The following is a 25,333-nucleotide window of genomic DNA, read 5'->3' on the forward strand; positions in this document are numbered from 1 at the left end:
GGGTGAGCCATGCCAGCGCGGGGGTGTTTCTCTACACAATCATCATGTGCTCGGTGCCCGCGGCCAGGTCCACCGTCTTGGCGCGCTGGCTGTTGAGCTTGATCTGCAGCCGCAGGTCGTTGAGCGAGTCGGCGTTGCGCAGGGCGTCTTCGAGTGTGATGAGGTTGGCCTCGAAAGCGTTGAACAGGGCCTGATCGAAGGTCTGCATGCCCATCTGGTTGCTTTTCTTCATGATCTCCTTGATCTCGGCGACATCGCCCTTGAAGATCAGGTCGGAGATCAGCGGTGAATTGAGCAGAACCTCCACCGCGGCAAAACGGCCCTTGTTGTCCTGGCGCGGCACCAGGCGCTGCGAGATCATGGCGCGCAGGTTGAGCGACAGGTCCATCAGCAGCTGCGGGCGACGCTCTTCGGGGAAAAAGTTGATGATCCGGTCCAGCGCCTGGTTGGCGCTGCTGGCGTGCAGGGTGGCCATGCACAGGTGACCGGTTTCCGAGAACTGGATCGCGTGTTCCATGGTCTCGCGCGTGCGGATCTCACCCATGAGGATCACGTCGGGGGCCTGGCGCAGGGTGTTCTTGAGGGCGGCGTCCCAGCTGTCGGTGTCCAGCCCCACTTCGCGCTGCGTGACCACGCAGTTCTTGTGCGGGTGTACGAACTCGATCGGGTCTTCGATGGTGATGATGTGGCCGAAGGTGTTCTCGTTGCGCCAGTCCACCATGGCGGCCAGCGAGGTGGACTTGCCCGAACCCGTGGAGCCGACGAGGATGCACAGGCCGCGCTTGGACAGGCTGACGTCCTTCATCACCTGGGGCAGACCGAGCTTGTCGATGGTGGGCAGCACCGCCGGGATGGTCCGCATCACCATGCCCACCTTGCCCTGCTGGATGAAGGCGCTGACCCGGAAACGACCGATGGCGGGTGGCGAGATGGCGAAGTTGCATTCCTTGGTGCGCTCGAACTCGGCCGCCTGCTTGTCGTTCATGATGGCGCGTGCCAGCGACAGTGTGTGCACCGCGTTGAGCGGCTGCGGCGACACCTTCACGACCTTGCCGTCCACCTTGATCGCGGGCGGAAAGTCGGCCGTGATGAACAGGTCGCTGCCAGACCGGCTCAGCATGAGCTTGAGCAGGTCGTTGATGAACTTGGATGCCTGGTCGCGTTCCATGAGGTCCTACCTTTTTGTGTCTCGATGGTTCAAATCTGTCACCCCGGCGAAGCGCTGAACCGAGAACACGGCGGAACCGGCTTTGCCGGGCCGCTCGTGTTGCCCCCTGGGGGGTATGCGGCTGAGCGGAATGCCGCTTGAGGCGGCAATCCGGGGCGCAGCGAGCAAGCAACGGGGGGAGTTCATCTACCCTGGGAAATTTTCCGGGATCTTGGCCTTGCTTCGCGCTTCGGCCGCGCTGATGACGTTGCGCTTGACCAGTTCGGACAGGTTCTGGTCCAGTGTCTGCATGCCCACGCCGCTGCCGGTCTGGATGGCGGAATACATCTGGGCCACCTTGGCTTCGCGGATCAGGTTGCGGATGGCGCTGGTGCCGATCATGATTTCGTGGGCCGCCACGCGGCCGCTGCCGTCCTTGAGCTTGCACAGCGTCTGTGAAATCACCGCCACCAGCGATTCGGACAGCATGGCGCGCACCATGTCTTTTTCTTCCGCCGGAAACACGTCGATGATGCGGTCGATGGTCTTGGCCGCGCTGGAGGTGTGCAGGGTGCCAAACACCAGGTGGCCGGTTTCCGCCGCGGTCATGGCCAGGCGGATGGTTTCCAGGTCGCGCATTTCGCCCACCAGGATGGCGTCCGGGTCTTCGCGCAGGGCCGAACGCAGGGCGTTGGCGAAGCTCAGGGTGTGGGGACCCACCTCACGCTGGTTGATCAGGCATTTCTTGGACTCGTGCACGAATTCGACCGGGTCTTCCACCGTCAGGATGTGGCCGTACTCGGTTTCGTTGAGGTGGTTGACCATGCCCGCGAGCGTGGTGGACTTGCCCGAGCCGGTGGGGCCGGTCACCAGGACCAGGCCGCGCGGGCGCAAGGCCAGGTCGCCAAAGATCTTGGGTGCGTTGAGCTGTTCCAGCGTCAGGATCTTGCTGGGAATGGTCCGGAACACCGCACCCGCACCGCGGTTGTGGTTGAACGCGTTGACGCGAAAACGCGACAGACCTTCGATCTCGAACGAGAAGTCGCACTCCAGGAACTCCTCGTACTGCTTGCGCTGGCTGTCGTTCATGATGTCGTACACCATGGTGTGGACCATCTTGTGATCCAGCGGCTCGACGTTGATGCGCCGCACGTCACCGTGCACCCGTATCATGGGTGGGAGACCGGCCGAGAGGTGAAGATCGGATGCCTTGTTCTTGACGCTGAAAGCGAGCAGTTGGGTGATGTCCATCCCGGGTCCCGTGCAGTGTTGGTGTTACAGACTGATTATGACGACGATTGAAGACAATCTCCAACAGGTACGAGGCCACATCGCCACAGCGTGTGCCCGGGCCGACCGGGATGTGACCGCCGTCACGCTGCTGGCGGTGTCCAAGACCTTTGGGCCGGATGCGGTGAGCCAGGCCTGGCTCGCGGGTCAGCGTGCCTTTGGCGAGAACTACGTCCAGGAAGGGGTGGAGAAGATCCTCGCCTTGCAGGACTTGCTTCCCGGGGCCGGCATCGAATGGCACTGCATCGGGCCGCTGCAAAGCAACAAGACCCGGCAGGTGGCCACTCACTTCGACTGGGTGCAGTCGGTGGACCGGCTCAAGATCGCGCAGCGACTGAGTGAGCAGCGGCCGGTGGATCGGGCACCGTTGCAGGTGTGCCTGCAGGTGAATGTGGATGGCGGCGCCAACAAGTCGGGCGTCACGCCAGCCGAGTTGTCCGGCCTGGCCATCGCCGTGGCGCAATTGCCGCGCCTGCGGTTGCGTGGGCTGATGTGCATTCCCGAGCCGGCCGACAGTTTTGAAGCCCAGCGCGCCGTGTTTCTTCAGGCCCGAGCACTGTTTGACGAACTGAATGCGCGCGGTCTGGGGCTGGACACGCTGTCCATGGGCATGAGCGACGATCTCGACGCCGCCATTGCCGCCGGCTCGACGATGGTGCGCGTGGGGCGGGCGGTGTTCGGCAGCCGCGCCGCGCCGCCAGAACGGCCGGACCGTTCATCCATTTAGTTATACCTTATATCGGTTTTGGGGGGTTCCCCGAAATAGTGCACAACCCGTGCCTGGGTGAGCAGATACCCTGCCGGGCTCTGTTTATTTGTATGCAAGGGATTTCTTTCATGTCGACATTGGATCAACAACTGGCCACCGCATCCGGCGGCATCCCCGAGTGCGTCGCGGCGGGTTACGTCGACATTCAGTCCGGCATGCTGCTGGCGATCAAGACGGTGGACTCCCATCCGAGCGAGGTGATCGACCTCGTGGCCGCCGCCACCGGCGACCTGTTCGCGGGCAGCAACGTGACGGCCATCGAACAGATGTTCAACAAGTCCCGTGGCCTGGCCGCCAGCGACCACCACTACTTCCAGGAAATCATCGTCAACAGCGACAACCTGATCCACGTGTTCCTGCGCGGCAAGCGCTATTCGAACTATGTGGCGGTGTTCGTGTGCCGCAAGTCCGCCAACCTGGGCATGGTGCTGACCAAGGCGCGCATGGCCATGCCCGAGCTGGAGTCCAAGGTCTGAGCCGGCACATGGCGTCGGACTCACCGGAGCAGCCACTGCACAACACCAGCCTGTGCCTGCAGGGTTTTGGCCTCGCCTTCGGTTCCCGGGTCATCCTGGCCGAGTGCGATCTGGCGCTGGCGCCCACGGGCATTGATGTGCTGATGGGGCCGGTCAAGACCGGCAAGTCCAGCCTGCTGCGCAGCCTGGCGGGGCAGTTCGACGGCCACGCCGTGCACCGCAGCTGGGGCCACGGCTGGCTCCGGGGGCGTGCGTTGCAACCGGGATACCGACCCCAGCTGGTCGCCCAGCACGTTCGCAGCCCGGCACGCACCTTGTTCGAGGTGCTGCGGGAAGCGCAGCCCGCAGACGGGCATCGCAGCGGCGTTCAGTGGCGTGCCTGGGCACAGGAGTGCCTGGAACGGTTCCAGGCGGTGGAGCTGGCGGGGTTGCTGGACCAGCCCATGATGGACTTGCCCTCGTCGCAGCAGCGGCGTGTGCGCGTGCTCGCTCTGGCGGCGGCCGGCCCGGAGATGCTCCTGGTGGACGAACCCACCTACGGGCTGGACCCTCGCGAAAGTGCCAGTCTGCTGGACTGGTTGCGCCAGGTGGGCACGGAGCTGAAGCTGCTGGTGACCTTGCACAACCAGCAGCAGGCACGCCTGCTGGCCGACTCGGTGGCCCTGCTCGGTGGCGGGCGGATCCTGGCGCACCAGCCCACAGAGCGGTTTTTCGATCATCCGGCCAACGAATGGGTTGAACAGTTCCTTCGCAGCGGCAGCCTGGACCTGCCCTCGCCCGACGCGCGAGCGGAAGATCTGGACGCCGACGCGGTGGCCCCGGCCCCGCTGCCCCCTGCGGCTCTGGCCGCTGTGGCGGCTTCGCAGGAAGAGGCCACCCGGCGGCCCGAACCGGCGACCGTGGTCGTGGCCCGTGCCTCCCAGGCGGGCCTGTCAGAGGCGATGGCGCAACCCGTTGTCACGAAGCGCGCCATGGTCAACCCGCCTGCAGAGCCGGTGCGTCGTCTCGCTGCGCTGCCGCCGACCTTGCCCACGGGGGTGGAACTGGCCTCGATGGTGGGGCAGGCGGTCCTCAGTGGGGGGCAGGGACCCCGGCGCTTTCGCTGGATCGTGCCGGGTGTGCTGGCGGGTTGTCCGCAGCCCGGCGTGGTGGCGCCGATCGAATACGACCTCGACCTGCTGGGGGCGGTGGGCGTCACCCACCTGATCACCCTGACCGAGCGGGATCTGCCACAGGATCTGCTGCGCATACACGGCCTGGCCAACACGCACCTGCCGATCTTTGACCGGGAAGCCCCGTCCACCGGGCAGATGCAGATGCTGCTGGTGCGCATGCAGCGCCTGCTGCAGGCGGGTGAAGTGCTGGCGGTGCATTGCCTGGCCGGACTGGGACGCACCGGTCTGGTGCTGGCGGCCTGGCTGGTGCGCGACGGTGGCCTGAGTGCGGCCACCGCCATCGAACGCCTGCGCCGCATCGACCCGGCCTACGTGCAGACCGAGGCGCAGGAGGCTTTCCTGCAGCAGTTCGAAGACGATCTGATGCGACGGCTGCTCTGAGCGGCTGAGCGTTGCCCGGGCACGCCCGAAGAGCGCTCAGCCTCTGACCCCGCAGAAGGGGTTCAGCGCTTGGGCGGCGCCATCGGCTTGACAGTGCCGCAGTCCGCCGACAGCCATTTTCCCTGGCCTTCCATGGTCATGGACGCGGGCTGGCCCTGGCGGGTTGTTTTCATGACCATCTTCATGGTGTAGGCGGTGTCACCGCTGAAGGTGTAGGTGCCTTCGCCGGACGACGGCGGGTTCTTGCAGACGTAACTCATCTTCAGCGTGCTGGCGCTGCGCGAGTGGATGGTGGTGGTGCAGTCGCCCTCGGTCTGGCTGGGCATCTCCTGGCGCGCGGCCATTTCCGGGGTGATGCAGATCTTCAGGGCCATGCCGCCCTTCGAGCCGGGTGCCATGCTCACGCCCTGCTGGCCCATCATGGCCTCCATCTGCTTGCGCTGCGCCGGTGGCATGGCCGCGAGCTGCTTCTGCATCTCGGCCATCGCCCGGTCGATTTCCGGGTCGCCCCCCATCTTGTGCTGGATGTCCCACAGGCCGGGGCGGGTGGTCTGGGCCAGTGCAGCACCCGAACCCAGGAGCAGGGTGGCGGAAAGAACGGTGACGAGGGGTTTCAACATGGGCAGGCTCCATTTAATGAGGGGTTCATTGTCCTTGCGGGCGGGGCTTTGTCAAAGCCTCACAGCGGCAGCCGGCTGCTGTTCTTGACCTCTTCCATCACCGCATACGTGCGCGTCTCGCGCACGCCGGGCAGCTGCCACAGGACGCTGCCCGCGAAGTCGCGGTAGGCGGCCATGTCGGCCATGCGGGTCTTGAGCAGGTAGTCGAAGCCGCCGGCCACCATGTGGCATTCCATGATGGTGTCGTGCACCTGCACCGCGGCCTTGAACTCGTCAAACACGTTGTGGGTGGTGCGGTCCAGCAGCACTTCCACGAACACCATCATCCCGCGGTCGAGCTTGAGCGGGTTCAGCCGCGCCTCATAACCCAGGATGTAGCCGTCGCGCTGCAGGCGCTGGGTGCGCGCCAGCACCGCGGTGGGCGAGAGCGCCACCGCCTCGGCCAGCTTCAGGTTGGCGATGCGGCCGTCTTCCTGCAGCACCTTCAGGATGCGCAGGTCGATGCGGTCGAGTGCGTGGGTGGTTTCTGTCATGGGTGGTGAATTATCCGGTGAAAGACTAAAAAACAATCAAAAATTCACCTTGTGGATGGGCATCATCTCGATATTCACCACATCAGGTGATTTCCGGAGACTTCCATGCCGCGCACCACCGACCGCCTGCCTTTCCCCTACCGGCCTGAGACCGCCATCGTCGCCCAGCGCCTGGCCGCGCTGCAGGGCGCGCTGGACTGGGCCGCCGCCGCCACCGTGGCCGCGCCCTGGGTGCGCGCTGTGCGCGAGAACCCGCCGCCGTTCTGGGCGATGGAAAGCCTGCTCAAGGAATACCCGATCTCCAGCGCCGAGGGCCTGGCCCTGATGCGCCTGGCCGAGGCGCTGCTGCGCGTGCCCGATGCCGAGACCGCGATTGCACTCACGGCGGACCAGCTGGGCCGGGCCGATTTCGACGGTGCCGCCGACTCGACGCTGGCACGCCTGTCGTCCACGGCGATCGCCATGTCCAAACACTTCCTGCCGGGCGCAGGCCAGGAGCCCGGCTTGATGGCCAAGCTCGGCGCCAAAACCGTGGTGGCCGCCACGCTGCGCGCGGTGCAGTTGCTGGGCCGCCAGTTCGTGCTGGGTCAGACGATCGAAGAGGGCATGAAGGAAGCGGCCTCGGCGCGCAAGAAGCTGGACCAGCTGCGCTTCAGCTTCGACATGCTGGGCGAGGGCGCGCGCACCGACGCCGATGCGCTGCGCTACCTGGCGAGTTACGAAAACGCCATCGCCGCGATCGCGCGCACCGCTGACCCGAAACGCTCGCCCGCGCACAACGATGGCATCTCCATCAAGCTCAGCGCCCTGCACCCGCGTTACGAAGACGTGCAACATGAGCGCGTGATGGAGGAACTGGTGCCCCGCGTGTGGACGCTCTGCCGCGCGGCGGCGGCGGCCAACCTCAACCTGACCATCGACGCCGAAGAGGTGGACCGCCTCGAACTTTCGCTCGACGTGTTCGAGGCGCTGGCGCAGCTGGTGGCCGAGCACTGCCCGCAATGGGCCGGCCTGGGCCTGGCGATGCAGGCCTACCAGACCCGCGCGGTCGAGCTGATCGAGCATGTGGCCGCGCTGGCCCGCCAATACAAGATCCGGTTCATGTGCCGCCTGGTCAAGGGCGCTTACTGGGACGCCGAGATCAAGCGCGCACAGGAGCAGGGCCTGCCCACCTACCCGGTGTTCACCCACAAGCACCACACCGACGTGAGCTACCTCGCCTGCGCACGCGCGCTGCTTGACGCGCCCGACGCGATCTACCCGCAGTTCGCCACCCACAACGCGGGCACCATCGCGGCGATCCTGCAGATGTCAGCCCGTCAAGGCGTGCCTTTCGAACTTCAACGACTGCACGGCATGGGCGAGGGCATCTACCGCGAGGTGCTGAAAAACCCGCTGGTGGTCTGCCGCGTGTATGCCCCGGTGGGCGCGCACCGCGACCTGCTGGCCTATCTGGTGCGCCGCCTGCTGGAGAACGGCGCCAACTCGTCCTTCGTGCACCAGCTGGCCGACGAGTCGGTGGGGATGGATGAGCTGCTCATCTCGCCGCTGCGCCTGGAGCCGCAACCTTCGTTGCCGCTGCCGGCCGACCTGTACGGCGCGAAGCGCGCCAACAGCCAGGGCCTGGACCTGGCCGTGGCCTCGATGCGCGAGCCCCTGCTGGCCGCGCTCGCCAGCACCCCGGTGCCCACGATTCCCGAGGCCAGTACGGCCGAGACCGAGACCGCATGCGCGAAAGCCGTGGCCGCCTTCGCCGGCTGGAACCACACGCCGGTGGCCGAGCGCGCGGCCACCTTGCGCCGCGCCGCAGATGCGCTGCAACAGCAACTGCCACGCTTCTGCGCGCTGCTGGTGAAAGAGGCGCACAAGACCTGGGGCGACGCCGTGTCCGAGGTGCGCGAGGCGGTGGACTTCCTGCGCTTCTACGCCAACGACGCGGAGCGCGTGATGGCGCCGCAGACGCTGCCCGGCCCGACCGGCGAGAGCAACACCCTGCGGCTCGAAGGCCGTGGCGCCTGGGTCTGCATCAGCCCCTGGAACTTCCCGCTCGCCATCTTCATGGGCCAGGTGGCCGCCGCGCTGGCCACCGGCAACACGGTGCTGGCCAAGCCCGCCGAACAGACGCCGGCGGTGGCGCTGGAAGCGGTCAAGCTGCTGCACGCCGCCGGTGTGCCGGCCAACGCTTTGCAGCTGCTGCACGGCCCGGGCGAAACCGTGGGCGCCTCGCTGGTGGCACAAGCCGGCATCGCCGGCGTGGTGTTCACCGGTTCCACGCAGGTGGCCAAGATCATCCAGCGCGCGCTGGCCGCGAAAGACGGCGCCATCGTGCCGCTGATCGCCGAAACCGGCGGCATCAACGCCATGCTGGTCGACAGCACGGCCCTGCCCGAGCAGGTGGCCGACGCGGTGGTGCAGAGCGCCTTCCGCAGCGCCGGTCAGCGTTGCTCGGCCCTGCGCCTGCTGTGCCTGCACGAAGGCATTGCCGACCACGTGATCGAAATGATCCAGGGCGCGGCGAAAGAACTGGTGGTGGGCAAACCCGCCGAGCTGGCGACCGACCTCGGCCCGGTGATCGACGCCGAAGCGTTTGAAGGCATCACCCGCCACCTCCAGCGCTTGCACGCACAGGCCAGGCCGCTGCTGCCCGCCGCCGCGCCGGCCGCCACCACGCTGCCCAACCTGATCCCGCCGCAGATGTTCGAGGTGAAGGCCATCGCCGATGTGAAGGCCGAAATCTTCGGCCCGGTGCTGCAGGTGGTGCGCTGGGGCGGCGACCCGATGGACGTGGTCCGCCAGATCAACGCGCTGGGCTACGGCCTCACGCTGGGCATCCAGACCCGCATCGACAGCCGCGCCCAGGCGCTGGCCACGGCCGCGCGCGTGGGCAACGTCTACGTGAACCGCAACATGATCGGCGCCGTGGTGGGCGTGCAGCCTTTCGGCGGCGAGGGCCTGAGCGGCACCGGCCCGAAAGCGGGCGGACCCAACTACCTGCAACGTTTCTGCGCCGAGCAGACGCTGACCATCAACACCACCGCCGCGGGTGGCAACGTGGCCTTGTTTGCGGGACCGGCTCTCCACTGACCTTGATCCGACCGGGTGTCGCCCGCATGACCGCGGGCGACCTCTCGATAGCCACAATGCGCGCATGACCACCGTGCGCTCTCCCCTGCAGGCCCAGCTCGTGCAATGGCTCGTCGACCCCGGCGACACGGTGCGTGCCGGGGATCCGCTGGTGGTCCTGGAAGCCATGAAGATGGAGCACGAGCTGCGCGCCGAAGCGGCCGGGCGGGTGGTCGAACGTTTCTTCAGCGAAGGCGAGACGGTGGACGAGGGCGCCGGTCTGCTGCGCCTGGAGCCGATGGTGCAGGCGCTACCCGGCGCTGATGCGATCGCTCCCGAACCGGAGAATGCGCCGCAAGCCGCCAGCCAGCGGACCGATCTGCAGCGGTTCGCCCAACGCACGGCGCAGACCCTTGACGCGGCCCGCCCCGAAGCCGTGGCCAGACGCCACGCGCTGGGCCTGCGCACGGCGCGCGAAAACATCGCCGACCTGTGCGACGACGGCAGTTTCATCGAATACGGTGCGCTCGCGGTGGCCGCGCAGCGCAGCCGCCGTTCGGAAGAAGACCTGATCGCGAACACGCCGGCCGACGGCATGGTGACCGGCATCGGTTCGGTCAACGGCCTGATCTTCGGCGCCGAGCCGTCGCGCACCGTGGTCATGGCCTACGACGCCACGGTGCTGGCCGGCACGCAGGGCATGCGCAACCACGCCAAGACCGACCGCCTGCTGGGCATCGCGTTGGCCCAGAAGCTGCCCGTGGTGCTGTTCGCCGAGGGTGGCGGCGGGCGGCCGGGCGACACCGACATGCCCATCGTGGCCGGCCTTCACGTCGGCACCTTCGCGGCCTTTGCGCGCCTGTCGGGCCAGGTACCGGTGGTGGGCATCGCGGCGGGCCGCTGTTTCGCGGGCAACGCGGCCCTGCTGGGTTGCAGCGACGTCATCATCGCCACCCGCCAGAGCAACATCGGCATGGGTGGCCCGGCCATGGTGGAAGGCGGTGGCCTCGGCGTGTTCCGGCCGAAGGACATCGGTCCGTCGGACGTGCAACACGCCAACGGCGTGATCGACCTGCTGGTGGACGACGAGGCGCAGGCGGTGGCCGCGGCGCGCCACTATTTGTCGTTCTTCCAGGGGCGGGTAAAGGACTGGATCGCCCCCGAGGCCCACGCTCTGCGCGACCTCGTGCCGGAAAACCGGCTGCGCGTCTACGACACCCGTTCGGTGATGGCCGGGCTGGTGGATCAGGGCAGCCTGCTGGTGCTGCGCGAGGGTTTCGGTGTCGGCATCCACACCGCGCTGGCTCGCATCGAGGGCCGGCCGGTGGGGCTGATGGCCAACAACCCGATGCACCTGGGCGGCGCCATCGATGCCGATGCGGCCGACAAGGCGGCGCGCTTCCTGCAGCTGTGCAATGCGCACAGCCTGCCCATCGTCAGCCTGGTGGACACGCCGGGTTTCATGGTCGGCCCCGCCATGGAAGCCCGTGCCCAGGTGCGGCACGTGAGCCGCCTGTTCGTGACCGCGGCCAGCCTGCGGGTGCCGTTCTTCAGCGTGGTGCTGCGCAAGGGCTACGGCCTGGGCGCCATGGGCATGACGGCCGGGGGCTTTCATGCGCCGGTGTTCACGGTGGCCTGGCCCACCGGTGAATTCGGGGCCATGGGGCTGGAGGGTGCTGTGCGACTGGGTTACCGCAAGGAGCTGGAGGCCCTGCCGGAGGGGCCGCAGCGGCAGGCGCTTTTTGATGAATTGCTGGCGCGTCAGGTGGCCAATGGTTCAGCGATCGAAATGGCCACCACGCTGGAGATCGACGCCGTGATCGACCCGGCAGCCACCCGCCACTGGCTGGCCAGCGGACTCGACAGCGCCCGGGCTGCACCAGACGCGCCCGTGCGTTTCATCGATACCTGGTGAGGGCGCAACTGCCCGCTGCGGGGCAGGCGAGGGAGTTGTTCAGGCGAGTTCGCCGAACGAGGTGTTGCGCATGCCAGCGCCAGCGCTCTGGGGCGCGGGCTGGTTGATGTTGATCCAGAATTCGCACACGTGTTTCATGGCGCCGAGGAACTGCGCGAACTCGGTGGGCTTGGCGATGTAGGCGTTGGTGCCGGCATCGTAGGCGCGCTGCAGGTCGCTTGGCTCGGTGGATGAGGTCAGCACCACCACCGGAATTTTGCGCAGGTGCTCGGAACTCTTGATTTCCTTGAGCACGCCGATGCCATCCAGCAGGGGCATCTTCAGGTCGAGCAGGACCAGAATCGGGTTGCCACCCGAACGATCGCTGAAACCGTTGCGGCGGTAGAGATAGTCCAGCGCCTGCATGCCGTCGGAGACATGGGTGACACGTCCGTCCAGTCCATGACGCGCCAGCGCCAGCTTGGTCAGCTCGGCATCGTCCGGATTGTCTTCGACGAGAAGAATGGCTTCGGCGTTCTTGTTCATGGTTCCAGGGCGGAAGGGATGGAGTCTCGCACGAGGTCTGGGGGACCGATCCCTTCAAACGGTAGCGAGAAGTGGAACACGCTGCCTTCCCCCACTTGACTCTCCGCCCAGATGCTACCACCGTGGCGCTCCAGGATGCGGCGCGTGAGCGCCAGACCGATGCCGGTGCCTTCAAACTCGGAAGCGCGGTGCAGACGCTGGAAAACGCCAAACAGCTTCTGGGCGTATTGGGTATCAAAACCCACGCCGTTGTCATGCACGTCAAAGGTGTAGCCCACGGCGGGATCGACGCTCCAGCGGATCTCGATGCGGGCCCGTTCACGCGGGCGGGTGTACTTGAATGCGTTGCCCAGGAGGTTGGCCCAGACTTCGCGCAGCAACAGGGCATCGCCCTGGACCACCGGCAGATCCGGCGGAATGACCCAGTCGACCATGCGTCCGTCGGTGTCGTGTGCGAGCTGGTTGACCACGGCGTCCACGAGCACGGCGAAGTCCACCGCGGTGAGTTTGACCGCCGAGCGCCCGAGATGCGAAAACGCCAGCAGCCCATCGATGAGCTGGCTCATGTGGCGCGCCGAATTGCCGATGGTGTTCAGATAGCGTTGTGTGGTGTGGTCGCTGACTTCGCTCAGGTGTTCTTCCAGCAGGCTGACAAAACTGGAAATGTGGCGCAGCGGGGAGCGCAGGTCGTGTGACACCGAGTACGAGAACGACTCCAGGTCCTTGTTCGCGGCCAGCAGCTGCTCGGTGCGTTCGGCGACCCGGTTTTCCAGCTCGTCGTTGATGTTGCGCATCAGGTCGTCCAGCCGCTTGGCGTCGGTCATGTCGCGGTTGATCTTGGCAAAACCGCGCAGCTCGCCGCCGTCATCGCGCAGGGCGATCAGAAGCGAATGCGACCAGTACTTCGAGCCATCCTTGCGCACGTTCCAGCTGTGCCGTTCGTGCTGCCCGCGCGAGGCGGCCAGGCGCAGCATGAGCTTGGCGCTCGCCAGGGCCGCGTCGGCATCGGGGTCGCGGAACAGCACGGCGTAGTGCCGTCCCAGCATCTCGGACGGTGAGTAGCCCTCCAGGCGCTGTGCACTGTCGGTCCAGTCGGTGATGTGGCCTTGTGCATCCAGGAAAAAGATGCAGTATTCACGCAGGTTGTCCACCATCAGGCGGAAGCGCTGCTCGCTCTCGAGCAATTCCAGGGAGCGTTCGCGGATGCGCAGCTCCAGTTCGTCATTGAGCTGGCTGACGCGCTGTTCGATGCGCTTGTGGTCCGTGATGTCGATGGTCTGTACAAACACCCCCTGTACCTGGCCTTCGTGGATGTCGGGCAGGCAGGTGGTACTGACAACGATAGGGTCGCCATGGACCGTCTTGCGCCTGGACTCGAAGGTCTGGGTCTGCCCGTCCAGGGCGGCCTGCAGGCGGGGGCCGATCTCGACCCATTCGGCCGGGGGCAGGCACTCGCTGATGTGCAGACCGAGGATCTTGTCGGGGTCGAGGCCGAACACGCGCTGGTGCTCGGCGTTGACAAAACGCAGGCACAGCATCGCGTCCAGGTAGGCGATCAGGCCGGGCACGTGGTCGGTGATGGTCTGCAGGAAGCGCTGGCTTTCGAGCAGGGCGATTTCGGCGGCCTTGCGCGGGGTGATGTCCACCACCGTGGTGTTGCTGCGCAGAAACTGGCCGCGGGCATCGCGCACGGCCGAGGACGAGAGCAGCGCGTGGAAGACCGTGCCATCACGGCGGCGCATTTCGTATTCCACGCCTTCCAGCACGCCGTCCTGGATCAGGCGTTGCAGGCGGTCTTCCAGGAGCTCGATCCGGCTGGGCAGGATGAAGTCGCGGAAACTCTTGATGCCAACCACTTCTTCGCGCTCATAGCCCAGCCACTTCAACTCCGTGTCGTTGATCGAGACATAGATGCCGTTGATGTCCAGCGAGTGGTAGCCGCAGGGTGCGTGGTTGTACAGGTCTTGCGACCGTTCCAGCGCCTCCTGAAGCTGCAGGTTGGCACGCTTCACCTGGTCTTCGCCGGCTTTGCGCTCGGTGATGTCGATCAGGGTGCTGTTGGTGCGCACAAATCGGCCCTGTTCGTCCGTCACGACGGTGCTGGAGGCCAGACCGACGAAGGGGCGACCGTCTGACAGTCGCAGTGTCACTTCTTCAGGTTCGAGATGGCCGCTTGCTTCCAGCTGCAGCCGACGCATGTTCTGCTTGGCCAGTTGCGAGGGATCGACCAGATCGCGGAAGTTCAGGTGGCCGACCACGTCAGCGCGCTTGCGGCCCAGCCAGTTCAGGGCGGTCTGGTTGATCATCTGGATGGTGCCATCCCGGTCCAGCGAGTAGTAGCCACAGGGCGCCTGGTTGTAGAGCGCCTGGGCTTCCTGGAGCGTCTGCCGCAGCCGTGCGTTGGCCTGGGCCAGTTCGTCCGTGCGTTCGCGCACACGGCTTTCCAGCTGGGCGTTGAGCTGGCGGATTTCTTCCTGCTGCTGGTGCTGCTCGGTGATGTCGCGCGAGACCACCAGCAGCATCACGGGCTGGCCACGCTCGTCGTTGATCGGCGAGACCATGGTGTCCCACCACTTGGGGGTCTGCTTGAAGGTCAGGCCGAAGGCCATGAACCGCGAGTTTTCGCCCCGGGCAGCGCTGGTCACGGCCTGGCGGGCCAGCACGGCGCTCTCGCTGGTCCACCATTGCGTCCAGTCGCTGCCACGCACCTGCTCGAAGTCATCCACTTCGACCAGCCGGCAACCCTGGGCGGTCATCTGCACCACGCGGCCGTCGAGATCCAGCACCTTGGTGCAGTCCGGGCTGCTCGCGATGATCTGCCGGTTGAATTCGGCCTGGATCCGCGCGTCGGCCTGCAGTTCGCGCAGCGGCGTGATGTCCTGCACGAAGCCGAGCTGTCCCGTGATCCGCCCACCGTCGTCGAACATCGGTGTGTTGCGAACCAGCACGTGCACGAGTCCCGCTCCGGGGCGCAGGAGACGCAGCTCCACGCTGCGGGCTTCGCCGTGCAGCACGCTGGTCATCCAGTCGTTCCGGACCCTTTCCAGGTCATCCGGGTGCACGCGTTCGAGCCAGCCGAAGTTGGGAAAGTCCTGCGCTTGCAGACCAAAGATCTGTTGCAGGGATTCGTCCACATGGGTGAGGACGCCGGTGGCGTCGGTGCGGAAGATGCCGATCGGGAACGCACTGGCCAGGGCGGCGAACAAGGCTTCGTATTCCAGCTGGGCCGTGCGGGGCCCGTCCGATCCGCGCAGGGTGTGTCCTTGGGGATGCAGCGGCAGTGGCAGGCCGGGCTGCCCGTCGGGCGGATCCTGGGGCGTGCTGAGGTGCCGTGCATAAAACTGGCGCAGATGCTGGTTTTCGCTGCGCAGTGCCTCCATCTCCAGGAGCAACTCGAGCTCGCGTGCCGACCGCGGCCCGCGGCCGGTCTCGGCCACGGCGCCGTTGCCGGAATCGGGGGGGGGGTGCACTCATCGCACGCTACTGTACCCGAGGCGTCCGGGACGCAGACGGTGAGATTGGACCGTCAGAACCGGGGCAGTTCGGGAAACGAAAGCCGGCCACCGCGCACCAGCATCTTGCCGTACTCGGCACAGCGTTGCAGCGTGGGAATGACCTTGCCCGGGTTCAGCAGCTCTTTGGCATCAAAGGCCCTCTTGACGCCGAACATGAGCGCGTTCTCCTCTGGCGAGAACTGCACGCACATGCTGTTGAGCTTTTCCACGCCCACGCCGTGTTCCCCGGTCACCGTTCCTCCCATGGCAACGCTGGTCTCCAGGATGTCGGCGCCAAACAGTTCGCAGCGGTGCAACTGGTCGGGGTCGTTGGCGTCAAACAGGATCAGCGGGTGCAGGTTGCCGTCGCCGGCGTGGAACACGTTGGCGCAGCGCAGGTCGTATTTCCGTTCCATCTCGCCGATGGCGATCAGGATGTCGGCCAGGCGCTTGCGCGGGATGGTCGAGTCCATGCACATGTAGTCGGGGCTGATGCGACCCGAAGCCGGGAAGGCGTTCTTGCGCCCGCTCCAGAAGCGCAGGCGCTCGTCCTCGTCCTTGCTGACAGCGATGGCGGTGGCGCCGCAGCGCCGCAGCACGGCGCTCATGCGGCCGATTTCTTCTTCCACTTCTTCCGGCGTGCCGTCGCTCTCGCAGAGCAGGATGGCGGCGGCATTCAGGTCGTAACCGGCGTGCACGAAGTCTTCCACCGCGGCGGTCATGGGTTTGTCCATCATCTCCAGCCCGGCCGGGATGATGCCGGCCGCGATGACCGAGGCCACAGCGTCGCCGGCCTTCTGGATGTCGTCGAAGCTGGCCATGATGCAGCGCGCCAGCAGCGGTTTGGGCACCAGCTTCACCGTGACCTCGGTGGTGACGGCCAGCATGCCTTCGCTGCCGATGATCAGTGACAGCAGGTCCAGACCCGGGGTGTCGAGTGCCTCGCCGCCGAAGCTGACGGGTTCACCTTCGATGGTGAAGCCGCGCACCTGCAGCACGTTGTGCACCGTCAGGCCGTATTTCAGGCAGTGCACGCCACCCGAGTTTTCGGCCACGTTGCCGCCGATGGTGCAGGCGATCTGGCTGCTCGGGTCGGGTGCGTAGTACAGGCCGTGGGGCGCAGCCGCTTCGGAAATGGCCAGGTTGCGCACGCCAGACTGAACCACGGCGGTGCGCGAGCGCGGGTCGATCGACAGGATCTTGTTGAACTTGGCCAGGGACAGCGTGACGCCCAGCGCGTGGGGCATGGCCCCGCCCGAGAGGCCGGTACCGGCGCCGCGCGCGACCACCGGAACGTTCAGTGCGTGGCAGGCCTTGAGCACGGCCGCCACCTGGGCCTCGGTTTCCGGCAGCGCGACCACCAGCGGGCGTTCCCGGTAGGCGGTCAGGCCGTCGCATTCGTAAGGCACGGTGTCTTCGGCCTGCCAGAGCAGGGCGTGCGCCGGCAGCGACGCCTGCAGGGTGCGCACCACCTCGGCCTGGCGGGCGGCGCGTTGGGCACGGGTGACTTCGGCGGGGGTGGTGGGTGCGTTCATGCGCGTCAGTTTAGGACAGCGTGCCTCACCGTGGGTTGAAGAAACTTGCAAGAACCTGTGAGCCCGCGGTTTGACGCAGCTCAAACGCCGGGGTCTTGAAACCGCCGGGGTGTGCCGCTATGTTCCCGCCATGGGCGGCGCCGTGACCGTCCAGTCCGGGTCCATCGACCCAGTCCATTGTCAAAGGAGCACATGCCATGAACCATCTGATCGCCCGTTCCGGACTGTTTGACGATTTCTTCAAGGACGTCGCACCGGGTTTTTACGTCCGCCCCCTGCATGGCGATTCCTTGCCGTCACCGTCCCAGATCAAGATCGACGTGAAGGAAACGCCGTCGGCTTACACCGTGGTGGCCGAGGTGCCCGGCGTGGCCAAGGAAGACATTCACGTCACCGTGGAAGGCGGTGTGGTGACCCTGCGCGCCGAGATCAAGCAGGAAGACAGCCAGAGCCAGGACGAGAAGGTGCTGCGCACAGAGCGTTATTACGGTTCGGTGTCCCGCAGCCTCCAGCTGGCGACCGACATCGACAACCAGAATGCCCGGGCCCGGTACGAAAACGGGGTGCTGACGCTGACCCTGCCCAAGAAGGTGGCGCTCGCAGGCCAGCGCTTGAATATCGAGTGATCAGCTCAGGCTCTTCTTGAGCCACTCGGCAAACGCCACGCACTCCCAGCGGTCCATGGTGCCGGTGCGCCAGCACAGGTAGTGCGCGTGCGGGCTGGGCACGTGGCGTTCGTACAGCGGTACCAGCGTGCCGTGCTCCAGCCAGGGCGCGGCCAGCTTGATGCGCACCAGTGCCACGCCCATGCCGGCGGCGGCGCCGTCGCACATGAGGCCGATGTCGTTGAACTGCGACCCGTCCACCGGTTCGGGCCAGTCCAGATCGTGCGCGGCGAACCAGGTGCGCCAGGGCTCCAGCGGGCTGCGCAACAGGGGCACACCTTCCAGGTCCTCGGGGGCGTCGAACGGACCGTGCTCGCGCGCAAACGCCGGTGAGGCCAGCGGCGTGACGTCGTCCTTCATCAGGCAGACGTGTTCCACATCGGCGTAGCGGCCGGTGCCGAAACGGATCATCAGGTCGGCGTCTTCGGCCACCACGTCCAGCAACGGGATGCTGACCTGCAAGGTGAGGTCAATCTCCGGGTAGGCCTCGCTGAACTGCTTCAGGCGCGGCAGCAGGATGGAGCGCGCGAACGTGGGCGTGACCGCCAGCCGCAGCTTGCGCCGCCCGGGCGTGACGGTGTTGCTGGGAAATTTCTGCAGGATCGCCAGACCTTCCCGCACATGGGCCAGGTATTCGCTGCCTTCGGTTGTCAGTGAAAAATCGGCCCGGCCAAACAGCTTGGTGCCGAGGACCTGCTCCAGTTGCTTGATACGGTGACTGACGGCGCTGGGCGTGACGCACAGCTCCTCGCTGGTCTGCGTCACGCTGCGCAGGCGTGCCAAGGCCTCGAAGGTCAGCAGGCACTGGATCGGCGGGATGCGGATCGTCATGTGGCATGACCCCCACGTTCGCCCACTTCGTGTGGCTCTCTGCCCCCCGAGGGGGCTGGCCTGCCTTGGGGCGGCCCGGCGGCAGGCCGACCTTCCCCGCGCGCAGTCGTTGTGCAGGAGGTCATCTAAACACCACGGTCTTGTGCCCGTTCAGCAGCACGCGGTGTTCGCTGTGCCACTTCACCGCGCGGGCCAGCACCTGGCTTTCGGTGTCGCGGCCCCGCGCGGTGAGGTCTTCCACATCGTCGGTGTGGTCCACGCGGGCCACGTCCTGTTCGATGATCGGGCCTTCGTCCAAGTCGGCCGTCACGTAGTGGGCGGTGGCGCCGATCAGCTTCACGCCGCGGTCGTGTGCCTGGTAGTAGGGCTTGGCGCCCTTGAAGCTGGGCAGGAAGCTGTGGTGGATGTTGATCGCCTTGCCCGAGAGTTCGCGGCACAGGTCGTTGCTCAGGATCTGCATGTAGCGCGCCAGCACCACCAGCTCGGCGCCCTCGCTGCGGATCACTTCGAGTTGCTTTGCCTCGGCCTGCGCCTTGGTGGCACCCGTCACCGGGATGTGGTGGAAGGGCACGTTGTAGCCGGCAGCGAGCTGGTAGAAGTCGCGGTGGTTGCTCACGATGGCGCGGATGTCCAGCCGCAGCAAACCGCTCTTCCAGCGGAACATCAGGTCGTTCAGGCAATGCCCTTCCTTGCTGACGAAGATCACGGTCTTCATGGGTTCGGCCAGCGGGTGCAGGCTCCAGCGCATGGCAAAGGGCTCGGCAAACAGCTTCAGGTGCGTGCGCAGGTCGTCCTGCGTGAGCTGGCTGCAGGTGAACTGCACCCGCATGAAAAACAGGCCGGTGCCGTGGTCGTTGTACTGGGCGGCTTCTTCGATGTTGCCGCCGCGCTCCAGCAGGAAGCCCGAGACGGCGTGCACGATGCCAGGGCGATCCTGGCAGGACAGGGTGAGGACGTAGGTGTGGTTCATGGCGCCCGCATTGTCGCAGGCCGCCCGGGGTGGGCCCGACCATGACCGCGGCAGTGGAACCTCCAGCCTGGGCATTCCGGTGCCAGAATCCTGCCACTTGACCACCGACCGCGCCCATCCCGCGCGCCCCAGGAGACCCCGCATGGCCTACACCGAATTCCGCATGGACAACCAGTGGTTGCCCTTCACGCCCAACCGCAGCTTCCAGAAAGACCCGCGCATCTTCGTCGCCGCGGACGGCATGCACTTCACCACGCACGATGGCAAGCAGGTCATCGACGGCATCTCCAGCCTGTGGTGCGTGGGCGCGGGCCACAACCGGAAACCGATCAACGAAGCGATCAAGAAACAGCTCGACACGCTGGACTACGCCACCGCCTTCAGCGTCAGCAACGACAAGGCCTTCCGCGCCGCCGAGATGATCGCCGCCATGGCGCCGGGCGACCTGAACAAGGTGCTGTTCTGCAACTCGGGCAGTGAAGCGGCTGACACCTCGCTCAAGGTGGCGCTGGCCTACCACCGCGCGCGTGGCGAAGGCCATCGCAACCTCTTCATCGGCCGCGAGCGCGGCTACCACGGCGTCAACTTCGGCGGCATGAGCGTGGGCGGCATCCCGGCCAACCGCAAGATGTACGGCTCGGCCCTGCTGCCGCGCGTGGACCACCTGCGTTTCATCCACGACCCGGTGAACCACGCCTACATCCACAACCACGAACCGGTCTGGAACGAAGACATCCTGCTGGAGCTGGAAAACCGCCTTCTGCCGCTGCACGATGCCAGCAACGTGGCGGCGGTGATCGTCGAACCCATCGCCGGCAGCGCAGGCTGGTACATCCCGCCGCAGGGTTACCTGAAGCGCCTGCGCGAGATCTGCGACAAGCACGGCATCCTGCTGATCTTCGATGAGGTCATCACCGGCTTCGGCCGCCTGGGCACGGCCTTCGCGTCCGGCTACTACGGCGTGATGCCCGATATGCTGAACTTCGCCAAGGCCGTCACCAACGGCGTGATCCCGATGGGCGGTGTGGTCTGCACCGACCGCATTTACGACGCCATGATGGGTGCGCACGGCAGCGCGCCGGACCACGCCATCGAGTTCTTCCACGGCTACACCTACTCGGGCCACCCGGTGGCCTGCGCCGCGGCCATCGCCACGCTGGACCTGTTCCGCGAAGAGCAGCTGTTTCAGCGCGCGGGCGAGATGGCGCCGGTGCTGGGCGACGCGATGCACAGCGCCTTGAAGGGCCTGCCCAACGTGATCAGCATCCGCAGCCTGGGGCTGGCGGCCGCGGTGGAGCTGTCGTCCATCCCCGGCCTGCCGGGCAAGCGGGCCTTCGACATCTTCATGGACTGCTACAAACACGGCGTGCTGGTGCGCAACGCGGGCGAAAACCTGGTGTTCGCGCCGCCGTATATTGTGGAAAAGTCGCACATCGATACCATGGTCAACGTGCTGGCCGACGCGATCAAGCGCCACGCCTGACGCCTTCTTTTCCACCACCCAAGGGAGCCCCGCATGGCCATCATGGATTTCCTGAATCGCCAGTTCATCGACGTCATCGAGTGGGTGGACGACTCGCGCGACACGCTGTCGTTCCGCTTTCCGGACGACGACAAACAAATCAAGAACGAGGCCCAGCTCATCGTGCGCGAGAGCCAGGTGGCGCAGTTCGTCTACGTCGGCCAGTTCGCCGACACGCTGGGTCCGGGCAAGCACACCCTCAAGACCGAGAACATCCCCATCCTGGGCGACCTGCTGGGCTGGAAATACAAGTTCCAGACGCCGTTCAAGGCCGATGTCTATTACGTTACCACGCGCGTTTTCGCCGGCAACAAGTGGGGCACGGCCAACCCGGTGATGATGCGCGACGCCGACTTCGGCGTGGTGCGCATGCGCGCCTTCGGCACCTACGATTTCAAGATCGTCGATCCAGTGCTGTTCCTCAAGGAAGTCGCCGGCACCGACCACCAGTTCCGGCTCGACGAGTTCACCGACGTGATGCGCTCGCGCATCGTCAGCGTGTTCAGCGAAACCCTGGCCGCGGCCAGGGTGCCGGCGCTGGACGTGGCCACGCGCTACGGTGAGCTTGGTGCGGCCCTGCTGGAACCGCTCAACGCCGCGATGCGCAGCAAGTACGGTCTGGAGATGACGTCGTTCGTGGTCGAGAACGTGTCGGTGCCGCCCGAGCTGGAGCAGGCCATCGACAAGCGCGGCGCGATGACCGCGATCGGCAACCTCAACGACTACGTCAAATACAACATGGGCAATGCGCTGGCCGAGGGCAAGGCCGGCACGGCCGGCATCGGCGCCGAACTGGCGGCCGGCCTGGCCATGGGGCAGTCCATGATGCAGGGCGGCATGGGCGCGGCAGCCGCGCCGTCCATGCCCGGCTTCGTGCCCGGGGCTGCGCCGGCCGCCTCGGCCGCCGCCGTGCCCGAACTGCTCACACCCGAGCAGGTGGCGCAGGCGCTGTCGGTGTCGGTCGCCGACGTGTTGCAGGAGCTCGAAGCCGGCAACCTCAAAGGCCGCAAGATCGGCAGCCAGTGGCGCATCGGCCGCCCGGCGCTGGACACGTTCATGCAGGGCTGAGCGTTCCGACACCGCGCGATCCCGCCTGTGACCGGTCTTCCCGATACCCTCGCCGCAGCGCCCGAGGCCGAGCGCCGCGCGCAACAGAAATTCGTCTGCCCGGCCTGTGGCGGCGAGGCCCAGTGGCACCCGGGCAAGCAGGCGCTGCTCTGCGCCTATTGCGGCACCGAGTCGCCCTACCAGATTGAAGACGCCGGCGAGATACTGGAACACGATCTCGTGGCCGCCCTCAAGGCCGTGCCGCAGAGCGCGCGCGGCCTGCAGCAGGCGCGCCGCCAGGTGCGTTGCCAGCACTGCCAGGCCATCAGCTTCTTCAGCGCCGAGCAGCAGGGGCGGCGCTGCGACTTCTGCGGCTCCACGGCCCTGTTGCCGTTCGACGAGGGGCTGGACGTGATCCGGCCGCAGAGCCTGCTGCCCTTCAAGGTGGCCGAGCCCGACGCGCGCAACCGCCTGCGCCAGTGGTACGGCAGCCGCTTCTGGGCGCCGAACGCGCTGAAGCACCGCGCGCTGACCGACACCCTGCAAGGCGTCTACCTGCCTTACTGGACCTTCGATGCGCACGGTGCGGCGCACTACACCGCCGAGGCCGGCACCTACTACCGCGACAGCCAGAACAAGCAGCAGGTGCGCTGGCGCCCGGTCAGCGGCCAGGTGGCCCACCGTTTCGACGACACCCTGGTCTGCGGTTCGCGCGGCGTGCACCCGGCGCTGATGCGCGCCATCGAACCCTTTCCCACCACCAGCGAGCTGCAGGCCTACGACGCCAGCTACCTCAGCGGCTGGACCGTCGAGCGCTATGCCCTCGACCTATCGGGCGCCGCGCAGCAGGGGCGGGAGCGCATGCTGCAGGGCCTGCGCCAGCTCTGCGCGCAGGACATCGCCGCCGACACCCACCGCAACCTGCAACTGGACGCCCGCTTTGACGAACAGACCTTCAAGCACGTGCTGCTGCCGGTCTGGCTGGTGAGCTACCAGTACGGCGCGAAGACTTTCCAGGCGGTGGTCAACGGCTACTCGGGCCAGGTGGCCGGCGAGTACCCCAAGAGCTGGGTCAAGATCGCGCTGGCGGTCCTGCTGGGGCTGGTGCTGCTGGCGGTGTTTGTTTCGCTGGAACAGTAGTCGGGGCTTCAGCGTCCCATGCTGCGTTTCATGTCGGCGCAGTAATCCCGCGGCGCGCGTGGCGGGCTGCGCCAGACCACGTCGGCGCCGGGCAGCGTCTGCCCCGCCGCTTCCTGGGCATCGGCCGCAGGCCGGGCCAGCGCCACCACGACCCGGTGCGCCAGGTCCGGCGGCAGGTGCACGGGCACGCCCAGGTCGCGCTGCACATGGCCGTTGCCGGCCACCAGCAACACGGTTTGCCCGGGCCGTACCGCGGCGGTGGCGGTGCGGGCCATGGCCTGGTCGCGGGCGATCTGGATGCGGGTCATGGGCGCGATCTGTGGGGCGGGCAACAGATCGCAGTGGCCCTCGCGGATCGCCACGAGCTGGCGCTCCAGCGCTTCGGTGGGCAGCAGCCGGTCCAGTGACTCGTTGCCCATGGCCGCGCGCATGTCGGCGCGGGGCAGGTTGCCACCGAGCACGGGAACCCCGGCGCGCACCGCCGCCATCACCACCGGCGCGTAGATCGGCCAGGGCCAGCCGCCCTGATCGCCGCTCCAGCGCAAAGCCTCGCGCACCTGGGTTTCGCTGGCCTGGCTGGGCAGATCGGTGGTGTGTGTGCCCGCTTCCGACATCTCCAGCACCAGCGCGCTGAGCAGCTGGCGAGCCGCCAGCTGCTGCACCAGCTCGCGCTGCAGCGCCTGGTGTTCCGGGGCGTCGTGCTGTTCGCCCACCAGCAGCAGCGGTGTGGGCATCAGGCGGGTCAACAAGGCGCCGGCCTGCTGGCCGGGGTCCTCCGCCTCGGACACCGCGGTCGGTGTGGGCTGCGGCGGGGCCACTGCCTCGCCCGCCAGCACGGCGCACCACAGGCCCAGACCGGCCCCGAACATGACAGCGCTTCGACAGTTCATGCATGGATACTACGGCCCCGGCCCGCCTGGGTCCGCGTCTTTTCTGGATACCCGAGTGATTTCCCCTTCCCGTTCCCGCCAGGCGTCCGCCTGGCTGCGCCCGATCCTGACCCTGCTGCTGGCCTACGGCGCAGCGCGTCTGTGCGTGTGGTGGCAAACCCCCATTCCCTGGATGATCGGGCCCCTGGTGGTGACGTCCCTGGTCTCGGTGCTGGGCGCGCCCACCGCGAGCTGGACGCCCCTTCGCAACGCCGGGCAGTGGGTGATCGGGGCGGCGCTGGGGTTGTACTTCACGCCGGAGGTCGGGGCGCTGGTGGCCGGGCTGTGGTGGGCGATCGCGCTCGGCATCGTCTGGGCCCTGGCCCTGGGTCTGGGCTTTGGCGTCTGGCTGCGGCGCGTGCATGCGCAGCACCTGCCGGGCCTGAGCGCTGCGCAGCTGTTTGGCACCACCTACTTCGCGGGCGCCATAGGCGGCGCATCGGAAATGACCCTGATCGCCGAACGGCACGGCGCCCGCACCGACCTCGTGGCAGCCGCCCACAGCCTGCGCGTGCTGCTGGTGACGCTCAGCATCCCGTTTGCCATGCAGGCCTGGGGCGTCAGCGGGCTGGATCTGGCCACGCCCGGCGCTCGCGAGGTGCATGTGCCGGGGCTGGGCGGGCTCGCACTGCTCAGCCTGGCGGGGGCCCTGGGCATGCGAAAGTTCGGGCGCGCCAACCCGTGGTTCATGGGCGCGTTGCTGGTGACCATGGCGCTGACGCTGTCGGGGGTGGTGCTGTCGGCGCTGCCGGGCTGGCTCACGGCCGCGGCCCAGCTCGTGATCGGGGTCAGTCTGGGCGTGCGTTTTACACCGGCTTTTGTGCACACCGCGCCGCGCTGGCTGGCCTCGGTGGCGCTGGCCAGCGGGGTCATGATGCTCTTGTGCGCTGCGTTCGCCTGGCTGCTGGCGCGGTTCACCGGGCTGCACCCGGCGACCCTCGTGCTGGGCACCTCGCCCGGTGGCATCGCCGAAATGGCGATCACGGCCAAGGTGCTGCAGCTCGGGGTGCCGGTGGTGACCGCGTTCCAGGTCTGCCGCCTGGTGGCGGTGCTGGTGCTGGCCGAGCCGGTGTATCGCTGGTGGTCCGCCCAGAGGAGGGCGCGCTGAATGGCGTTGGTTTTTCACGGCACCGGAGCGCCATTCGCAACGCATGAAACTGCGCCTCCCAGGGGCACCGCCGGGCTGGCTTTGCCAGACGGCCAGTGCCGCCCCCCTTGAGGGGGGCTGAGGACCGCGGCTCCAAGCCTGCCTGTGCAGGCTTGGACGGGACGAAGAGGCATCGGCTCCGACGATGCCGCGGCCTGC

General features: G+C 66.9%; 20 protein-coding genes. 10 read left to right on the forward strand and 10 right to left on the reverse strand.

Annotated elements, in window-relative coordinates; genetic code table 11:
• Nucleotides 1–31 precede the first annotated feature (31 nt).
• Together AC0GNO_RS15910 and AC0GNO_RS15915 are read right to left on the reverse strand one after the other, a co-directional pair.
• Nucleotides 32–1,168, reverse strand: a complete 1,137-nt coding sequence (locus tag AC0GNO_RS15910; protein ID WP_472886782.1) for a PilT/PilU family type 4a pilus ATPase — start codon at nt 1,166–1,168, stop codon at nt 32–34.
• 186 nt (nt 1,169–1,354) lie between these two features.
• Nucleotides 1,355–2,398 (reverse strand): type IV pilus twitching motility protein PilT, encoded by a 1,044-nt coding sequence (locus tag AC0GNO_RS15915; protein WP_472886783.1) that lies wholly within the window; start codon nt 2,396–2,398, stop codon nt 1,355–1,357.
• A 37-nt stretch (nt 2,399–2,435) separates the two neighbouring features.
• On the opposite strand from AC0GNO_RS15915, the gene AC0GNO_RS15920 reads away from it, so the two are divergent.
• The 3 genes from AC0GNO_RS15920 (at nt 2,436) to AC0GNO_RS15930 (ending at nt 5,238) form a co-directional block, all read left to right on the forward strand.
• Nucleotides 2,436–3,164: a YggS family pyridoxal phosphate-dependent enzyme gene (locus tag AC0GNO_RS15920; RefSeq protein ID WP_472904646.1), complete on the forward strand. Its 729-nt coding sequence runs from the start codon at nt 2,436–2,438 to the stop codon at nt 3,162–3,164.
• 110 nt (nt 3,165–3,274) lie between these two features.
• On the forward strand, nt 3,275–3,682 hold the full coding sequence (locus AC0GNO_RS15925) for a hypothetical protein (protein WP_472904647.1): 408 nt from the start codon (nt 3,275–3,277) through the stop codon (nt 3,680–3,682).
• An 8-nt stretch (nt 3,683–3,690) separates the two neighbouring features.
• The gene (locus AC0GNO_RS15930) at nt 3,691–5,238 is read left to right on the forward strand and encodes a phosphatase domain-containing protein (RefSeq protein WP_472904648.1); all 1,548 of its coding nucleotides are present in this window, start codon (nt 3,691–3,693) and stop codon (nt 5,236–5,238) included.
• A gap of 62 nt (nt 5,239–5,300) precedes the next feature.
• On the opposite strand, the gene AC0GNO_RS15935 is transcribed toward AC0GNO_RS15930, so the two are convergent.
• Together AC0GNO_RS15935 and AC0GNO_RS15940 are read right to left on the reverse strand one after the other, a co-directional pair.
• On the reverse strand, nt 5,301–5,858 hold the full coding sequence (locus tag AC0GNO_RS15935) for a DUF3617 domain-containing protein (RefSeq protein ID WP_472904649.1): 558 nt from the start codon (nt 5,856–5,858) through the stop codon (nt 5,301–5,303).
• A 59-nt stretch (nt 5,859–5,917) separates the two neighbouring features.
• The gene (locus tag AC0GNO_RS15940; protein WP_472904650.1) at nt 5,918–6,391 is read right to left on the reverse strand and encodes an Lrp/AsnC ligand binding domain-containing protein; all 474 of its coding nucleotides are present in this window, start codon (nt 6,389–6,391) and stop codon (nt 5,918–5,920) included.
• Nucleotides 6,392–6,496: 105 nt separating this feature from the next.
• On the opposite strand from AC0GNO_RS15940, the gene AC0GNO_RS15945 reads away from it, so the two are divergent.
• Entirely contained in the window at nt 6,497–9,475 is a 2,979-nt protein-coding gene (locus tag AC0GNO_RS15945; RefSeq protein ID WP_472904651.1) for an L-glutamate gamma-semialdehyde dehydrogenase, read from the forward strand.
• A gap of 73 nt (nt 9,476–9,548) precedes the next feature.
• Nucleotides 9,549–11,369, forward strand: coding sequence for a carboxyl transferase domain-containing protein (locus AC0GNO_RS15950; RefSeq protein ID WP_472904708.1), 1,821 nt, complete (start codon nt 9,549–9,551; stop codon nt 11,367–11,369).
• 39 nt (nt 11,370–11,408) lie between these two features.
• Here the strand turns inward: AC0GNO_RS15950 and AC0GNO_RS15955 are convergent, their stop codons facing one another.
• The 3 genes from AC0GNO_RS15955 to AC0GNO_RS15965 are packed head-to-tail and all read right to left on the reverse strand — an operon-like array spanning nt 11,409 to nt 16,923.
• Nucleotides 11,409–11,894, reverse strand: coding sequence for a response regulator (locus AC0GNO_RS15955; protein WP_472904652.1), 486 nt, complete (start codon nt 11,892–11,894; stop codon nt 11,409–11,411).
• Nucleotides 11,891–15,364 carry a PAS domain S-box protein gene (locus tag AC0GNO_RS15960; protein WP_472904653.1) on the reverse strand — a complete coding sequence of 1,158 codons (3,474 nt, stop codon included), beginning with the start codon at nt 15,362–15,364 and terminating at the stop codon, nt 11,891–11,893. Before AC0GNO_RS15960 ends, AC0GNO_RS15955 begins: the two co-directional genes overlap by 4 nt.
• Nucleotides 15,365–15,420: 56 nt before the next feature.
• Entirely contained in the window at nt 15,421–16,923 is a 1,503-nt protein-coding gene (locus AC0GNO_RS15965; protein WP_472904654.1) for an FAD-linked oxidase C-terminal domain-containing protein, read from the reverse strand.
• A 197-nt stretch (nt 16,924–17,120) separates the two neighbouring features.
• Between AC0GNO_RS15965 and AC0GNO_RS15970 the strand changes: the two genes are divergently transcribed.
• Entirely contained in the window at nt 17,121–17,549 is a 429-nt protein-coding gene (locus tag AC0GNO_RS15970; protein WP_472886792.1) for an Hsp20/alpha crystallin family protein, read from the forward strand.
• On the opposite strand, the gene AC0GNO_RS15975 is transcribed toward AC0GNO_RS15970, so the two are convergent.
• The gene (locus AC0GNO_RS15975) at nt 17,550–18,419 is read right to left on the reverse strand and encodes a LysR substrate-binding domain-containing protein (RefSeq protein WP_472904655.1); all 870 of its coding nucleotides are present in this window, start codon (nt 18,417–18,419) and stop codon (nt 17,550–17,552) included.
• 121 nt (nt 18,420–18,540) lie between these two features.
• Nucleotides 18,541–19,389 carry a formyltetrahydrofolate deformylase gene (gene purU / locus AC0GNO_RS15980; RefSeq protein ID WP_472886794.1) on the reverse strand — a complete coding sequence of 283 codons (849 nt, stop codon included), beginning with the start codon at nt 19,387–19,389 and terminating at the stop codon, nt 18,541–18,543.
• Nucleotides 19,390–19,531: 142 nt separating this feature from the next.
• Between purU and aptA the strand changes: the two genes are divergently transcribed.
• From aptA to AC0GNO_RS15995, 3 genes are read left to right on the forward strand one after another with little or no spacing between them, the layout of a single operon-like run.
• Nucleotides 19,532–20,872, forward strand: a complete 1,341-nt coding sequence (aptA, locus tag AC0GNO_RS15985; protein ID WP_472904656.1) for an omega-aminotransferase AptA — start codon at nt 19,532–19,534, stop codon at nt 20,870–20,872.
• Nucleotides 20,873–20,905: 33 nt separating this feature from the next.
• Nucleotides 20,906–21,979, forward strand: a complete 1,074-nt coding sequence (locus tag AC0GNO_RS15990; RefSeq protein ID WP_472904657.1) for an SPFH domain-containing protein — start codon at nt 20,906–20,908, stop codon at nt 21,977–21,979.
• 27 nt (nt 21,980–22,006) lie between these two features.
• A complete protein-coding gene (locus AC0GNO_RS15995; RefSeq protein WP_472904658.1) occupies nt 22,007–23,098 on the forward strand; it encodes a zinc ribbon domain-containing protein in 1,092 nt (363 codons plus the stop codon).
• 8 nt (nt 23,099–23,106) lie between these two features.
• Here the strand turns inward: AC0GNO_RS15995 and AC0GNO_RS16000 are convergent, their stop codons facing one another.
• Complete coding sequence (locus AC0GNO_RS16000; RefSeq protein ID WP_472904659.1) at nt 23,107–23,967, reverse strand: ChaN family lipoprotein; 861 nt, start codon at nt 23,965–23,967, stop codon at nt 23,107–23,109.
• A gap of 76 nt (nt 23,968–24,043) precedes the next feature.
• Here AC0GNO_RS16000 and AC0GNO_RS16005 point away from each other — a divergent pair, with 76 nt between their 5' ends.
• Nucleotides 24,044–25,135, forward strand: coding sequence for an AbrB family transcriptional regulator (locus AC0GNO_RS16005; protein WP_472904660.1), 1,092 nt, complete (start codon nt 24,044–24,046; stop codon nt 25,133–25,135).
• Nucleotides 25,136–25,333: the final 198 nt, after the last annotated feature.

The sequence above is a fragment of the Hydrogenophaga sp. L310 genome, assembly GCF_055703065.1.

Excerpts from the sequence above, each read along its gene's own strand:
- AC0GNO_RS15915 (WP_472886783.1), bottom strand. The coding sequence starts at position 2,398 with ATGGACATCACCCAACTGCTCGCTTTCAGCGTCAAGAACAAGGCATCC.
- AC0GNO_RS15920 (WP_472904646.1), top strand. The coding sequence starts at position 2,436 with ATGACGACGATTGAAGACAATCTCCAACAGGTACGAGGCCACATCGCC.
- AC0GNO_RS15940 (WP_472904650.1), bottom strand. The coding sequence starts at position 6,391 with ATGACAGAAACCACCCACGCACTCGACCGCATCGACCTGCGCATCCTG.
- aptA (WP_472904656.1), top strand. The coding sequence starts at position 19,532 with ATGGCCTACACCGAATTCCGCATGGACAACCAGTGGTTGCCCTTCACG.
- AC0GNO_RS15930 (WP_472904648.1), top strand. The coding sequence starts at position 3,691 with ATGGCGTCGGACTCACCGGAGCAGCCACTGCACAACACCAGCCTGTGC.
- AC0GNO_RS15935 (WP_472904649.1), bottom strand. The coding sequence starts at position 5,858 with ATGTTGAAACCCCTCGTCACCGTTCTTTCCGCCACCCTGCTCCTGGGT.
- AC0GNO_RS15955 (WP_472904652.1), bottom strand. The coding sequence starts at position 11,894 with ATGAACAAGAACGCCGAAGCCATTCTTCTCGTCGAAGACAATCCGGAC.
- AC0GNO_RS15910 (WP_472886782.1), bottom strand. The coding sequence starts at position 1,168 with ATGGAACGCGACCAGGCATCCAAGTTCATCAACGACCTGCTCAAGCTC.
- AC0GNO_RS15945 (WP_472904651.1), top strand. The coding sequence starts at position 6,497 with ATGCCGCGCACCACCGACCGCCTGCCTTTCCCCTACCGGCCTGAGACC.
- AC0GNO_RS16000 (WP_472904659.1), bottom strand. The coding sequence starts at position 23,967 with ATGTTCGGGGCCGGTCTGGGCCTGTGGTGCGCCGTGCTGGCGGGCGAG.
- AC0GNO_RS15925 (WP_472904647.1), top strand. The coding sequence starts at position 3,275 with ATGTCGACATTGGATCAACAACTGGCCACCGCATCCGGCGGCATCCCC.
- AC0GNO_RS15990 (WP_472904657.1), top strand. The coding sequence starts at position 20,906 with ATGGCCATCATGGATTTCCTGAATCGCCAGTTCATCGACGTCATCGAG.
- purU (WP_472886794.1), bottom strand. The coding sequence starts at position 19,389 with ATGAACCACACCTACGTCCTCACCCTGTCCTGCCAGGATCGCCCTGGC.
- AC0GNO_RS15975 (WP_472904655.1), bottom strand. The coding sequence starts at position 18,419 with ATGACGATCCGCATCCCGCCGATCCAGTGCCTGCTGACCTTCGAGGCC.
- AC0GNO_RS15970 (WP_472886792.1), top strand. The coding sequence starts at position 17,121 with ATGAACCATCTGATCGCCCGTTCCGGACTGTTTGACGATTTCTTCAAG.
- AC0GNO_RS15965 (WP_472904654.1), bottom strand. The coding sequence starts at position 16,923 with ATGAACGCACCCACCACCCCCGCCGAAGTCACCCGTGCCCAACGCGCC.